This is a genomic window from Haloprofundus salinisoli (assembly GCF_020097815.1).
In the GTDB taxonomy this organism is placed as follows: Archaea; Halobacteriota; Halobacteria; order Halobacteriales; family Haloferacaceae; genus Haloprofundus; species Haloprofundus salinisoli.
In genome coordinates, this window is sequence record NZ_CP083663.1 from 2,241,760 (window position 1) to 2,257,334 (window position 15,575).

The 15,575-nt window shown below is 53.7% G+C and carries 10 protein-coding genes; 9 read left to right on the forward strand and 1 reads right to left on the reverse strand.

Annotated features, from left to right (window positions below; translation table 11 throughout):
* Window positions 1-31: 31 nt before the first annotated feature.
* The gene (locus tag LAQ73_RS11940; protein ID WP_224268504.1) at window positions 32-1,978 is read right to left on the reverse strand and encodes a hypothetical protein; all 1,947 of its coding nucleotides are present in this window, start codon (window positions 1,976-1,978) and stop codon (window positions 32-34) included.
* 191 nt (window positions 1,979-2,169) lie between these two features.
* Here LAQ73_RS11940 and LAQ73_RS11945 point away from each other — a divergent pair, with 191 nt between their 5' ends.
* From LAQ73_RS11945 to LAQ73_RS11985, 9 genes are all read left to right on the forward strand, one after another.
* Window positions 2,170-3,246, forward strand: a complete 1,077-nt coding sequence (locus LAQ73_RS11945) for a hypothetical protein (RefSeq protein WP_224268505.1) — start codon at window positions 2,170-2,172, stop codon at window positions 3,244-3,246.
* A 122-nt stretch (window positions 3,247-3,368) separates the two neighbouring features.
* Window positions 3,369-4,547: an HAD family hydrolase gene (locus tag LAQ73_RS11950; protein WP_224268506.1), complete on the forward strand. Its 1,179-nt coding sequence runs from the start codon at window positions 3,369-3,371 to the stop codon at window positions 4,545-4,547.
* Window positions 4,548-4,641: 94 nt separating this feature from the next.
* Complete coding sequence (locus LAQ73_RS11955; RefSeq protein ID WP_224268507.1) at window positions 4,642-4,956, forward strand: hypothetical protein; 315 nt, start codon at window positions 4,642-4,644, stop codon at window positions 4,954-4,956.
* A gap of 55 nt (window positions 4,957-5,011) precedes the next feature.
* Window positions 5,012-6,400 (forward strand): hypothetical protein, encoded by a 1,389-nt coding sequence (locus LAQ73_RS11960; protein WP_224268508.1) that lies wholly within the window; start codon window positions 5,012-5,014, stop codon window positions 6,398-6,400.
* 165 nt (window positions 6,401-6,565) lie between these two features.
* Window positions 6,566-7,381 carry a hypothetical protein gene (locus LAQ73_RS11965; protein WP_224268509.1) on the forward strand — a complete coding sequence of 272 codons (816 nt, stop codon included), beginning with the start codon at window positions 6,566-6,568 and terminating at the stop codon, window positions 7,379-7,381.
* Window positions 7,382-7,816: 435 nt separating this feature from the next.
* Entirely contained in the window at window positions 7,817-8,977 is a 1,161-nt protein-coding gene (locus LAQ73_RS11970) for a metallophosphoesterase family protein (RefSeq protein ID WP_224268510.1), read from the forward strand.
* Window positions 8,974-12,246 carry an AAA family ATPase gene (locus LAQ73_RS11975; RefSeq protein WP_224268511.1) on the forward strand — a complete coding sequence of 1,091 codons (3,273 nt, stop codon included), beginning with the start codon at window positions 8,974-8,976 and terminating at the stop codon, window positions 12,244-12,246. Before LAQ73_RS11970 ends, LAQ73_RS11975 begins: the two co-directional genes overlap by 4 nt.
* Before the next feature lie 2 nt (window positions 12,247-12,248).
* Window positions 12,249-13,526, forward strand: a complete 1,278-nt coding sequence (locus tag LAQ73_RS11980) for a DNA double-strand break repair nuclease NurA (RefSeq protein ID WP_224268512.1) — start codon at window positions 12,249-12,251, stop codon at window positions 13,524-13,526.
* Window positions 13,523-15,409 (forward strand): ATP-binding protein, encoded by a 1,887-nt coding sequence (locus LAQ73_RS11985; RefSeq protein WP_224268513.1) that lies wholly within the window; start codon window positions 13,523-13,525, stop codon window positions 15,407-15,409. The genes LAQ73_RS11980 and LAQ73_RS11985 overlap by 4 nt, the downstream gene beginning before the upstream one ends.
* The last annotated feature ends 166 nt before the right edge of the window (window positions 15,410-15,575 follow it).

The following is a 15,575-nucleotide window of genomic DNA, read 5'->3' on the forward strand; positions in this document are numbered from 1 at the left end:
GAGAATGAACTGGAGACATAGTCCGGCCAAGTTAGCTGAGAAGTTGTTGATACGGTTCTGAATTCAGCAGTTTCTGAAGCGCGTTGGGGTCAGTATCACCGCACCAAACACCGTACCAACTCTGGTCGATGATCATACCTTCCGCTCTATATCGGTACCACTTCCCATCTGAAAACTGGCCGATCACCAGGTCTGGAGGTTTGTTTTCTGGTTGGTTAAACGGGCAGAACCAAACATCAAAGTGCTGAAAACCCGCGTGGTCTGCCAGGTCTGAATGGTCTTGGATATAAGAGACTAAATTATTATAACCCTGTTCTTGTAATTCCTTCAAGACTTCTTCTTCTGTTGGGTTATCAAAATCCCTTAGAAATTCTCGAAGATCAAGGACAGAATAATCTGACCGTTTTGTCGTAATCGTGTATGATTCTTCTCCCGTGAAATCGGGATTCCGTTTCAACGCTGGCGTTAAGAAGCGATCCGGGATGTCAACTTCAGGGAGTTCGTCTGATGCGAAATAAAAGAAATCGTTGGCACCCGTTCGAACCCCTCTCCTCACTTTGTCTACTACATCTCCGAATTGATACGTGTCTTCATCACGAAGGAAGGCCGCGAGCTGGGGCTCCTTGAATATGAATCGGGGATTCAGAGCTAAGAGGTCAGATGGGGACACCAATTCGAGCGAAACTCCCTCAATCTCTTCAGTATCGGTGTTAGATACCTGATCATCTGGTGCATTCACCAACCGATGGATGCGATGGTCGAACTCAGTGGGCTTGGTTTTGATTAGACGAACTCTGTTCGAGTTGACATCGGAATCTTCTTTCTTGAACAGTACGAGAGCAGGCTCCAGCACTGGACGGTGATTCACACTAAGGTCGTCCTCAGAATTTTCCAACATCATTATCGCATGGATTCGCCCTTCGTCGAAAGCATATTGGAGAAACGAAGAACGCGATAATTGTGCGAATGGAAGAACGAATGCTCCGAACCCGCCATCTGCTAACGATTTCATTCCCTCTACAGCCAGATATATTGATGGGCTAACTCTTGGTGGGATACCAAGGCCCAACTTTGATGCCCGCTCTCGAAGGGCGGGAATTATATCAGGAGTATTTGATGAGCAAATACCCGAAGTGACAACATCCGGCGGGTGGGGCCTTTCTGGGGTGTTTATGTCATTGAATACCTCCAGTTCCGTTTGTTCATCCAAGTCACTGAGAACAGTATCGAGATTCAACTTCGAAATCTGGTCTGAGTATTGCTGTGGGTAGCCGTATGCCGTAACCAATCGGCCAACACGTGCAGTATGCGTAGGCAGGTCCACGACCTGTATTTGGGTATTCTTGTCTCGCGTGTTGCAGTACTCAGTTAGACGCGGTACCAGTGGCCATCCATCGGAACAAAAGTCAACTACATTACGTGGATTTTCTCGTAACACCCACCGAGTGATGAGATCGACAACCCCTTCCTCGATTTCTGCCGGCCAAGTTGCAGGGAATTCTCCTTGATGCGAATTTGACTGCACCTGCTGTCGTTGCTCGTTTTCATCTTCGTCGGAGGACAACATACTCGCGAAGAACTTAGCCAAGTCAGAGAAATGGAGTTCTGGATATCCAGCAAATCCTTCACTTAGGAGATGGACAGTAAACTCAACTATTTCTTCAACAATCGCACCCGCAGTCAGGGCCATTAACCCCTCCACAGTTCCTCGATTGGGGTCGCCAATACCTAGTGCATACAGAGCTGGTACTGAAACGAAAACCACCCCAGAATCGGTTTCTTCTAGTAGCTCTGCACCTCGTATTAGTTGATCGGCCCCTCCAACAGCCATGGCGTTTGTACAGATGAGCAAGGATTGCTCTGAATCTGTGACTCGAAGCCAATGTTCCTCACAGAAATTGACATCTGTTACCGTGGAGTGCGAATGAAGGACATTTGCGAGTTCTTTCCTGCTTGGAGCGGGAAAGTGATTGACCATTATTCAGGTGGTAGAAATACAAGGACATAGTCCTGTTTACAGTAAACGGACATCATACTACTATGAGAGGCTTACCGGGGACGGGGCTGGATGGTAAGCCTCCTTGGATATAAGAATGATTATACAATTATAAAAATATTGAACTCTGGATGCAACAAATGCACTGTCAACGCCTTGGAGGAAGATAACTGATGCCGTATTCATCGAACGATTTCATGCAGCAGGGTGCCCCAGTCGGTGAGTTCTTCCGATCCGTGAATAAAGGATACGAGCTTGCTTATGAATGGGATCGGCATGACTATCATCCACGAGTAGAAGACCGGTTCGGGCGGCCCAGTGCCTCCAGGAGCGAATTCGGACTTGATCTCTCTCGCATTCGTTGTAATTCCGGTACTTGGGGAACAAATCTCGAAGATATCCAAAATCATGTTCTCTATCATGTTGTTCAAAATGCCAAAAATAACAGAATCACAATAGAATCATTCTTTCGAGATAGTATCCCACAGGAGAAGCATGATGAGATTGCTCGAAACATCACGAATGCTTGGCGTGATGAATTTGCGTTGAATGATCCTGTTGAAGGCGTTGGAGAGGATCGCATGAGGACGACAGAGTGGAGAATTGCACAGTGTTACTACGCGATTTTTAAGGCCCAAAGTGCGTTAATGCACGCTAATTTTGATGAGATTAGATCAAACGATTCTGGTGGGTCTCATGTCCGGATGTGGAAGAAGCATAGACGTGAAATGATGCCGCAACTCGGGAATTCGTTGTATGCCTACCCGTTTATGTTCTTCCCTCAAGCAACGACTGGTTCCGACTCTTCGAACTGGTTCGACTGGACAGTACCATTCCCAATCCCTGATCAGAATTTCGACCGGCAAGAGGATATCCTCCAGCAGAATGCGCGAGATTCTCTGGAGAATCTCTATGGTCAACTCGAAGAATTTGACTGGACAAACGAGGGTGGTCTAAACACCTTCTATGACGCGTTATTGATGCTCCGAGCATGGGCTAATTACCAGCATGGAGGTGTTTTCAGCCGGCTTTATGGAGAAGGATACATTCAAGCGATTGACGAGGCACTTCGATTGCTTGCTTTCACAGGGTTGGCAATAGCTGAGACCGGGATAATTCTTGCACACGGTTGGAGGAGGTTTCTTGTAATTTGGCAAGTGTTCTGGGCAAATGCCTATGCTGGTATCGCAAATTCATACGAGATCGCTCGACGTCGGCTTCAAGTATATCGAGAGGCCTTTGGTGACTAATTCGACTGACTGAATTCACTCCCCGCTGTTCTATCGGACTATCCACTCCCATAGCAGCTCGATTCTTGTGTAGCAGCACATATCGCCCCGCGAATATTTGTGTCCTGAGTGGTAGTAGCGAGATGAACAAGATGGATGGTGGAATCTACCTCGAACAAGATGGCGAACTCGTCGAAATGACTGAACATTCTTATCCAGAAGAAGACGTCCTCCAAGAACGCCTTGCTGAATTCCCCCGGCTTCTTGCTGGTAATCAAATGAACCCAGAGACCCCCCGAAACTGGGCACTTATTGCTCGAGAAGCCGGTATTCCGGATCACGAGGGCGGTGGTGGCCGTTGGTCAGCTGACCATCTATTTATTGACCAAGATGCCATTCCGACACTTGTTGAAGTGAAGCGCGCCTCAGACACCAGAATTCGTCGAGAAGTGGTTGGACAAGCCCTTGACTACATATCACATGCTTGCATCCACTGGGATGCCGACACCCTGGAAACACACTTTGGTCAAACTTGGGAGCAACAGGGCCATGATCCTGATCAAGTTCTTGGTGAACTGCTCGTTGACGACTCTCCGAGCCAGTTCTGGGAACAAGCACAGTCGAATCTTCGAGCAAAACGTGTTCGCATCCTTTTTGTTGCAGACCAGATCCCGAGTGAGCTCAAGCGTGTCGTTGAATTTCTCAATGAAGGCTTCTCAGACGCCGAGGTTTTCGCGGTAGAGGTTGCCCAGTACAAAGGGGAGGGTATGAAAGCATTTGTTCCTAGGCTCTACGGTCAAACAGAGGAAGCGCGTGGAACAAAGAAAACCTCGCGCTACGATGGGGCAATCGAGAACGAAGAGGAGTTTTTCGCAGACATTGATTCCAAACTACAGCAAGGCAAAGTGACGTCGAAACTGGCTGAGGCATATCGTGAGCTGTATGATTTTGCTCAAGAACAAGGAAATGTCCAGATCAACAGGGCACAGAATGCCTCGTTCAAACTACTGGTAGATGAACATCAAGGGCATGCTGGTGGGAATCCTGGAGTGTTTTCAGCCAATATTAATACAAATCTCCAGATATGGCAGGCGAGCAACCCTCTTCCCGATGAGGAGGGTGAATCTTCAGATGTCGCATGGTCGCGAGAGGCTTACGAAGAGTACCAAGAAGCATTCTCCAGACTTGAGGGGAATCTTGACGGGAACACAGCATCGATCGAAATCATCGCACTTGACGGTAATCTTCAACAGTTCAAAGCTGCCTGCAACGAATTTGTGACCCGATGTAAAGAAGCAACACATACAGACGAAAGATGGTAGTTGTGAACCATCATATCCACTGGTCAATTCTCTAGTTGCGTGCAAACCAGACTTCGTTATCTACTGTTAATTGATGTAGAGGGGCAACTTCACAATGAAGCATCCTGAATCTCAGGGCGTCATGCGAGAAAACGAACCGATTGAGTGTGGAATTTGCGGAAAAGGATTACTTGAGAAACCGGTGCCCTCTGGGCCAAAAGAAGGAATCGAGAGGATGGTATCATCCGATCAAGCGCGGAAGATGAAAGGGAGTGACAAGACAAAGAGAGAGGCTGGGAAGGCCTGGTCGTTAAAAATCGGATTCTGCGAGGACTGCACAAAGAAACATAATTTCGACGGGAATAGTAGCCTAGACGAAGTTCTACCAAAGGTTGCACTCTCTCGAGTTGCAAAGATTCCAGAAAAGTAGACTGGCCGTTAATCAGAAAAATGGATCGGATCGTTTCAAACCAACATAGACCGACTTGACTCACGGAATCATCTCGCTGCCAAGATCCAATACTCAAAATTCCATCTCCACTTGGCACTATGAAGCCGCCATCGAAGTTATACTTCCAGGATTTGATGACTACTCTGGAAGATGGGAAATGACTCAATTTGAGCTTGTAAATGAGTTCATAGACGTCTCGAAGGAAGACGACCTCACAAAGGCCGTCTTCGGCTGTCTTGAGCTACTGAGCACGGAGGCGCTCAACGAGATATTCAAGCAAGCAGCATTGGGTATCAATGTACAGTCAGAGCCTGAATTCACATTTCACGTGACCGTAGATAGGCGAGAGCCCGACGTTATCATCGAAGACGGACGGAATCTCACCGTCATGGTTGAGGCCAAGCTCGGTGATCATACTAGGCCGAGCCAACTCTCCGATGAGTATGCAGATCTCATTGAGGGCTGGAACTCAGAATCCCTTAGACTATGGCACATCACAGATGACAGTCAGCGACCTCGAAATATCAAGGCTCGAACCGGTATACCACGGGACGACTTTCTGTGGTGCAGTTGGCGAGACCTTGCTTCGGCGTTACTCAATGTTGATTTGAGGGTGGTAAACAGTACAGACCGGAGTGTAATGGCGATGTTGGAGCAGATATTCGAGGATAACGGGTTTGCTCCGTTTGGAGGGTTCACTCTCATGAAGGATTTACAATCATTGTCAGGACAGTTGCAACAGGCGTATCAGGTACGAAAGCAGTACTACAGTGAAATCAATTTGTTCAGAAAAGACGTTGAGAGCTATCTCACTGATGAAGTTCGCTTCTGGCGGTTCTTTAGACGTGGTGTATCTGGAGGGATTTCATCGGGCCGGAAAACATTCCCAACGAAGAGTTGGGAGAATATGCCGAGAAACCTGTGGTTCAGTTATGTCCCTCAGGGTAACACCCCGGAACGTGCCACCAGACAATCCCACGAAAACTATCTGATTTTGGATTTTAATTCGAGAACTGGCACCATCAGAGCTGGCTATATGATGACTACAGCCACTGGTAAGGTCGAAGACGATGTCTTCCGGAAGATTCTGCATGAACAGAGAGACTTGGTTCTCGAGATTATTCGAGAGAACCAACTTCAGCCATACACAACCAGCTACAGTCTGACAGACAGATTAGGCCTCACTGACGACCTTGAGCCCTTCCTTGAGGAGCTCGGAGATTCCTCCTATGATGATTCTGAGTGGGGGCGGCGATTGCTACTCACCCGAACCTGGAGTACTGATGAGTTGCCGACCAAAGATGAAGGAGACGGACTATTTGAGCCAGCAGAGGTGACGAAGGAGATCGCAGGCGCATTGAACGACATTCACCAATTAACGTATCACGACTACGATCACATCTTCTATCCCAAAACTGAATAACTGCACCAAGTTCCGCCAGTATGGTAGTTTCCTCTGAGCGCACACTAGACAGACTTCGATGCATGCTGTAGCTGTTAGTTAGGTGTGTGCCTACTACACGTGACTGTGATGCGTAGGTGTGAATCGACACTGTGACGTATGGTTGTGTGAAGTGTCAGACAACAGATGGCACGTCTCTACGAGTACGCCGCCTCAAACACCAAGTCAGGCTACTTCCTCCGCGGTGGCTCCAGTGACGGCAACTATACTATGCGGGCAACCGACCTCGGTAGGCGACTCTTCGACAGTCTAGACTACGACCCCGGAATCGTCAATAGGGAGCGCGGCCCGCGTATCCCATCGCAACTACAGTGGGCGATGTATGATGTGGGGCTGCTCAAGACTGGTGATTCTGAACCATCTGGTACCGGAATTGACGGGGGTCTCGATGCTGAGGACGCGGAGATCACCGAGGAGATGATCGCCCAACTCGAAGAATTCGTTCTTGGCGAGGACTCCGACCGTGAGGAAATACTGAAACTTGCCGAAATTCTAGACATCGACCCCAAGGACGACTCCCTCACTCCTATCTGGGAGCTTTCCAAGTTCGAGGGGCAGGGAATCGTGAGCATCTTCGAGAGCAAGTTGGATGAAATAATTTGCACCGAAGACGCGCCCAACTGGGAAATCGACGTCAGGCACACACCCGAAATCCCCGGCCCTGAAGGCACGACGACCTTCCACGTCGACATCAAACATCCCGAAGACGGAGACGAGATCTACACGCATCAGATGTACTACGTTGCAGATGAAAACTCGGACACACCGGGGTTGGCAACGATGACGAAGGTACCCGTGGATGTCGACCGCCGCCTCCGAATCGATCGGCAGCGCGGGCGGGTACTTGAGGCTATGAGTCACGTCCCTCAGCTGGCCGGTATCTACGCTGGTGACCCGACGGTGGAATTGAACTGCATCATTCTGGAAGAAGTGCTGGACTGATAGGCCATCGTTACACCAGCCGATCCTCCCGCTTCCTCCGCTCAACCATCAGCCAGTCCCGGGCGGTAATCCACTCAGTCTTCACCGACCCTGACAGCCGTTGTTAACAGAGGAGATGGTGCTACCGGTGGGAGGGCTTTCGACTACTTGAGAACCGGATAGTTCGCAGGCGTAAAGGTCACTCTGAGGTCGTTAAAACGCGTCATCAAGAGCTGGTAACCCACGAAGGACTATTATCGGTGATACAAAACTAGTTGGTCGAGTTCTCTTCACCAACGACATCGTATGAATGACCGTGCCCGTGGGCTGAGATCGTGAACTGTGGGCTATTGATTATGGAGAGGCTGGGCGAACAGTGGCCCGAGGAATCGCGGTTTTACTTTCAGGATGGTATACTCAAGCTTATCAGTACAGCAATTAGTACATTCAATCGAAATGTCAACCCGTCTTCTTCATATCAGCGATACTCATCTCGGAAACCGGCAGTATGGGAGTGATATCCGCCGGGATGACTTCGCTGACGCATTCGAGAAAGCCATAGAGTATGCCGTTGAGCAAGATGTCGACGCGGTCATACACACGGGCGACCTGTTCGACTCGCGTGATCCGAGCCTTCCCGACCTGAACCGCTGTATAGACATCCTACAGCGCCTCGAAACTGCGGGAATTCCGTTCTACGGCATCGTCGGAAACCACGAGCGGAAGATGGACGATCAATACCTCGACCTAATCGAGAAGACGGGAGCAGCCGAACGCCTCACGAAACATCCCACACAGGCAACAGATGAGGTTGTCCTTTATGGCATTGACGCCGTAACCAAGCCGGCGTGGCACGCCGAGGACTTCCAACTCAAAGCACCACCAGAAGGCACGTTCACGATCCTCTGTATGCACCAACTCCTCGATCCGCCGGTGCCGGAACTATTTGCTGAGCACCCTCTTGACGACGTTCTCGAACGGGTCAACGTCGATCTTGACGCCGTTGCACTCGGAGACTACCACGAGACCGTCGGTACAGTCGAAGCCGGGACGAAGGTCTGGTACGCCGGGTCGACGGAGCGATGCGCGAAGGATGAGATAGAGCCCAGGACGGTGAGTCTCCTAGAGATCGATGGTGGTGAGTTGACCCGTCGAGAGCGAGAATTGGACACTCGGGACTTCATCACCATCGGAATCACGTTCGCCGAGGATGACGACCACTCGTACGCCGAAAATGTGATTGACCGCCACCACGTGGAGGATAAGGTCGTCTCGGTGGTACTCAACGGGGAATCGACGTCAGTCACCTCCCGCGACGTGCGCAAGGCCGTCATCAACCGCGGCGCCGCTGTGTGTCGCGTCGATGACGAGCGTGGAGGGCCCGACATCGATCTCTCTGAAGGGCCGCGCGGCGAAATAGAGAGCGTCGACCGCTTGATCGAAGAGAAACTGAGCGAACAGAACCTCAGCGAAATTTCGCTGGAGATCGAGGAACGCATCCGTACCGATTCCGTCGCTCGGTCTGGGTTCGACAATGAGGTGGAGGAACTCCTCATGGAGGCGCAAGACGAGGCGTTCGACGGACAAGCTGTGACAGAAGTGGAGGGCCAAGAATGAGGATGCAGCACCTCCGCCTCCAGAACATCCGAAGCTACGCCGACCAGACGGTCGAGTTCCCCGAGGGGACGATCCTCATCCACGGCGACAACGGAGCGGGAAAGACATCGCTATTGATGGGCCTGTTCGGGGGTCTCTTCCTCTCGGAGATTCGGAACGTCGGCAACAACTCGTTCAACCTCGAGGAGATTGTCCGGCGTGGAGAGACCAAGGGAACCGTCGGGCTCGTCTTCGGAGTCGGCGACGTGGAGTACACCGTCGAGTGGAAAATTTATACGACCGGTACACCGAACAGCGCGACGCTCACTTCACCGGCGCTGTCCGAGCCTGTGACAGGAATCACAGACGTTCACGACGAAGTGAGGCGCATCATCGGAATGGACGAGGATGACTTCGCCAACTCAGTCTATGTCAAGCAGGGTGAGATCGACCGCTTGATCGACGCAAGCAACCGGGCGGGAATGATTGACGGTCTTCTTGGACTCGACGAGATCGACGACTACATCGAGACGATGAAGATAGCCCGTCGGGGGGCGGGACGCGTGCGGGATCGTAAGCGCGACAACGCCGAGAGCCGCCGCAAGGAACTCCGTGAGAATTTCAAACGCGACGAGGATGACTTCGAAGATGAAATCACCGAACTCACTAAAGACATCGACCGATTCGACTCGCAGGTCAACAAGGTGGAAGACTACTTGGATGACCTGCGAGACACACGTGCTAACCTCGCAGGTGACATAGACGACTATGAGGATGCCGTCGAGCAGAAGCGCGAGAAGGAGCACCAGATCAAGGAAACAAAGGAGAAGCGAACGGAGAGGCAGCAGCAAATTGAGGAGTGCGAGGCCACCATCGATGACCTCGGTGTAGTCATTGATGACCTCGAAGACGATATTGACGAACTCGCCGCTACGGTCGACATGGATGTCGACACCGTGGACACGGCCAAGACCTCACTCGATGATACGCAAGACGCACTCCAAGCGACGTCGGTCGAGGAGGCAAATCGCAAAAACGACCTCGAGCAGGCGAAGGAGGCACTCGACGACCTCGAAGCGGAGTTGGACGAGGCACAGAAAGAACTAGAGGAACTCCAGGACGAGCGCGATACCTTCGAGAGGGAACTCGACACCTGCGAGGACAACCTCGATGCGGCGGGGGACGGTCTCGAAGACGCCGTCGACGAGCGAAACAAGATGGCGGTGGAATTCCTACCTGATGTTGACTTCGGCGACGAGATCGACGCCGAGACAATCGACCATGTGGAGGAGCGGATTGACACACTCGACGACCGACACGGAGAGATCGAGACCGAACTGGCCCAGCGCGAGACTACGCTCTCCGAACGCGAGAGTGATCTTGAAGACGAACGGGAGGCAGTGGACGATGCTCGGGACGCCCTCGAGGAGAAGCGACAAGAACTCGACTCGCTTGGGGACGACATCGACGCAGCCGAGCAACGACTCGACGAGGCCACTGACGAGTTCGAGAACCGGCTCTCGTCACTGGACGAATGCGCTGGCGAGTACGACATCGAGCTGTCCGCCGAGGAACTACAGGCCGCTGCCGACACCCGACTACCCGACCGAATCGAGGCGCTGAACGACGGCCTCGACAAGGTCGGCAACAGCATCTCGGCGCTCGAGGAGCGCGAGAGCAGTTTGGTCGACGAGCGCGAAGAGCTACGCGAACTCGACCAGGAGGGCAAGTGTCCACGGTGCAGGCAGCCTGTGGATGAGAACCACATCGAGGCTGAGGTCGATGAGATAGAGACCACTCTCGAAGAAACCCGCGAGGAGTTGGACGAACTGCTTGACGAACGAGAGACGCTCCAGCAGGAGAAGGCCGCGCTCGGCGACCTCCGCGACGGTGTCCTCGACGTCGTGGAGTTCCGCCGTGAGGAGGTCAAGACTGCCGAGGACGAACTCGAAGGCCTCGGCGACGAAAGAGACGATCTCCAAGCGAACATCGATGACCTCGAGATGGAGGTTGAGTCACACGAGGACGAGATTGATACGCTCGAAGACGACATCGTTGACCTCGAGGATGAGATTGAGCAGCTCGAAACCGACCGTGACGAGCTGGCAGAAGCGATTGAACGCGGTGAGGTTGTCGTTGACCAGTTCGAGACGGTCGCAGAACACCACGAGCGCGTAGAAGACATAGCGGAGGAAGTCGACCAGTTACGCACGGTAGTGGAAGAGAAAGAGGACGACATCACCGAGACACGCGACCGGATTGAATCGCTCCAGTCAGAGATCAACGAGCAAGAGGGTACCGTCGAAGACTGCGAGGCAGCGCTCCGCGAGGCTAAAGCAGAGGTCGACACCCTCGAAGATCGAAGAGAGACGCTGGAGGAAATCGTCGACCTCTACGACGAGATTGACGAGAAACAGTCTGAAATTTCTGACGAGCAGCAGAGCATCGAGGCCCACCGCGAGATGATCCAGACGCTCAACGAACAGCTCACAGACCTTCGAGAGGAGCGTGAAGGCCTCAAGGAGCAACTGGGCGATACCAATCTCGAGGAACTGAAGGCCAAGCTTGAACAGGTGGAAGACAAGATTGAGGAGCGAAAGGAGACGCGAGACAAGCTACAGGCCGAGGCCCTCAAGCTTCGAGAGGAGCGGAACACGCTCCAGAACGAGTTGTCGAACTTGCGTGACCTGAAGGAACGCATCGAGGAGTTCGAGCAGCGGGCGGAGTGGGCCGACGCCGTTCACGGCGAACTCGACACCACCCTCAGTGTCTACGAAAACGTCAAGTCGGAACTCCGTGAGAAGTACCTCGCGTACATCAACGAGTACACGAACGATATCTTCCAGAACATCTACCTGAACAGTAGCTACCAGCGGGTAGTTGTCTCTGAAACCTACGATGAGCGCAGCGACAGCTACGACTATGAAATCCAACTTCTGTGCGACGACGGCACCACCGAAGACCCGAGCAACGCCAGTGGCGGGGAGCGGGCGATCGTCAACCTCGCGCTCCGGGCGGGCATCTACAAACTCATCGCCGAACTGGAGGGCGGCGACCGTGGCCGACTTCCCCCGTTCATCCTCGACGAACCGACCACCTTCCTCGATGAGGGACACGTCGGCCAACTTGAGGAGATGCTCGACCGAATTCGGGAGTGGGATGTCCCGCAGGTTATTGTCGTCTCCCATGACGAGACGCTGATTGATGGCGCCGACCACGCTTGCCACGTCGAAATCGACGAGGTGACGAACACCAGCCGTGTCACGATGCGTTCCGCGGGGGCCGACTGAAGATGGACTCCGAAGCTGTCGGCACCGTTCGGGAGCTGTTCGCCGAGATCGACGCAGCAGTTCCCCGCGAACTTGAGTCACAGTCCGAACACGCGCGTCGGCTGTTCGAGTTGCTGGGGCTCGACGGAGGCTTAGTGAAGCCGATAGGCGATCCGACCTACCAGCGGACGCGAATCGATGAGCTAGGAACGTGGGCCGAAGACCCGTGGAGCAGCAGGAACTACGGAGTCGACGCTAGCACGACCCGTCCGATGGAGTACAACAACGGGATGGTCATCGACGCCGCCTACGCAAAGACTGCCGCCGTTGGCGACTCGGCTAATCGCACGGTCGAACAGTCAGGACGGATTGTTGGCGTGACATACCTCAACGACGCCGAAACCACTCTCCACCGGAAGACCATCGAGGGGGAGTACGTTGTGGGCGAGTTGGTACGGTTCCCCGAGTCAACCGAAGAGCCACGCAACATCTCGAAGTCGGTGGGGGCAGTCGCCCAGCGCCTAAGCGAGGGGCAGCAAGCGGTCAATTCGCTTAACAGCGTCAACGGGGCGATGTTCCTTGACGGGTCTGTCCTGCCGTTGGGAATCATCTACTGGGTGCTACTCGACTACGCAGGCGGAAGGTCGCCAGCCGGATCGTGGGGACTCCCAGCTGACATTGTCCGCAACTACGTTGAGGTTATCGACCGACAGTACGAGCGCAATCAACCCGTAATCGGAATTGTCAAGACATCGACGATGTCGCAGGTGGTCTCCTCGCTCAACGAGAAGCTTGATCAACACGACATCGTTGAGGATGGGCGGAAGCCGGAGGTGCCGTGGATTCGAGACCACCAGTTCCTTTCCGAGGTGCTTCGATTCGAGGATTTAGACTATCTTACCTACACGTCGTGGTTCGTCAGTGACGGGCAGAAAATCTCCGACAATGTCTATCAACTTCTGGAACCGTTGTCGGGCGACTTGCAGCACGGTGGCCCGGACGACTACCGGCGGGCGTTCTGCTTTGTCCGCCTCCCAAAGACCGGCGATTTGCTCCGAATCGAGACGCCTTACCTGATGGTGCGGGAGGAGGAGATGCGCCGGAAGATTCAGCTTAAGGCACTAAAGGCCATCGCGCAGCGGCGTGGCATTCCGCGTGCTATCCACCGAGCCGACAGACTCGCCCGTATCAGCCAGGAGAATCGAGAGAAAATACGCGGCATGATCAAGCGTACTGAGGCCGCATACGACCATAACTGGGATGGTCGCTGGCGCGACCTCACCGACGATATAGACCTATGACAGACGACGTAGACGAACTCCTCAATAACGACCCCATCGCCAACGAACAACAAACCGACCAGTCGATTAACGCGGACGACACCGACGGACAAGATGACTCCTTGTCGCGGGAAGAGACCTCTATCCCCGAATCTCCCGTGCCTAACAACGGATCAGCACCCGTAGATGGAGAAGTTGGGCACGTACTCGCGAGCGAGGAGATTCGCGTGGCTCGCGACGAATACAACGTCAACACCTTCGTGACGACGAGTCGGCGCGATGACGTGCGGGTAGGCGACTACGTGGAAATTCCGTACCCCGGCGGCGACGATGAACTGTTCTCGGTCATCGACGGCCTACGATATGAGCCGTACACGGAACTGGACGACAAGTCGGACACGCACAACATCATCAGCAAGGCCCGCACCCTCGACGAGTCCGAGTACGTCCTCGTGGCAGAACTCGACCCGATAGCGATCCTCCGCGATCGAGGTGAGGAACTGGAGCGGGGCATTGTGAACCGTATCCCCAAACCGAACACCCCGGTCAGCCTCTCTCGCGACGACGAGCACCTCCGTACCGGGCTCAACATCCCACAGGAGGGCATCTTCGCTGGTTACCTCTCGGTCGGTGGTGACAGGATGGAAATCGACGGCGACCCGTTCCCATACTATATCCAAAACCCCGGTATTGATCCCGACACCGGCGAGGTTGAGGACGGCGAACCGGCGGTGTTCCGGCATGCACTCGTCGCTGGATCGACTGGCACCGGCAAGACCCATTTCACGAAGAACCTCCTGAGGCAGTTCGTCAGTGGCAAGCGGTATCCCGTGGATGTAGGTTCGGACGGCGAAGTGGAGCGTAGCAGGCTCAATGTCGTCATCTTCGATCCGGAGAACGAGTACTGGGAAATGCGCGACGACAACCCGACGCTGACTGACGAGCTGCGTCAACGGCTGCGCAACCAAGACATCAAGTTCGACGGCGTCGACGACTTGGAGGTGTTCGTTCCGGATGTTGACCACACACGGAGCCCCTCGACTGAGGAGAGTCAGCAGCTCACCATCCCGTTCTCCGTTGCGAAGCACGAACCACAACTCCTGATGCCATTCAACCAGATGTCGGACGTCACTCGCGGGGCCATCACCAGCTGTCTCGACGCCTATTTCAGCTGCTTCGAAAAGGACAACAACGACTGGACTACGCGCCCCATTCCCGAGCCGACGTACGAGGACTTCGTCCAGTTCCTCAACGAGCATGAACACGAGGACAGTCAGCTCCGCCAGTGGAACAGTATCGGCGATGGAACGTGGGACGCGATGTGCCGGCGCACGAAACAACGCGATTATTTCGATGTCTTCGACACAGGCACGAACCCGTTCCCCAACATCTCCGACCAAATCTTCCGCGAGGGACAAGTCACAATCATCCCTACGAGCCACCTTCGGGGGGAGAAGGAGTACCTCGTCGTGTTGTCCATCCTCTCGTACATAATCGAGAACAAGATCGACGACTTCGGTGTCGACCCCGCAGTCAAGCGTACACCGATGCTCGTGGCGGTCGACGAGGCCCACAACTACTTCTCGAACCCATCGAACGTCCGCGAGGCCTACATCGTAGGGAAGGCCCGCGAGGCCGTCAAACAGGGTCGGAAGGACAAGCTTGGCCTGCTGATGATTACGCAGAATCCCGGCGACATCGACGGAGACATCCTCAAGCAGGTCAACACCAACGTCTTCCTCCAGCTCCGCAGCGAAGTTGTTGAGGATGTGCCGTCAGTCCCGCGCGGTTTCCGGAAGGACATCCCGAAGTTTGCAAAGGGACAGGCCGTCGTCAAGGCTCCTGACGTGGAGGTTGTGGAAGTAGTCGGACTCCCATACTGCCTTACGCGTCACGACAACTGACCCACTTCACCTGAACAGCCGGCCCAGGAATCCGCCCGGGACTATACCCAAAAAGGTGCGAATCCTCATTTTGAGGTATTATTTACCGGTAATTCTAGCCGAGCAGTGGCGGCGGTCGCGGGTGATGTCGCGCGCGCTGTTGGCCAATCACGTGCGACCGTGATCT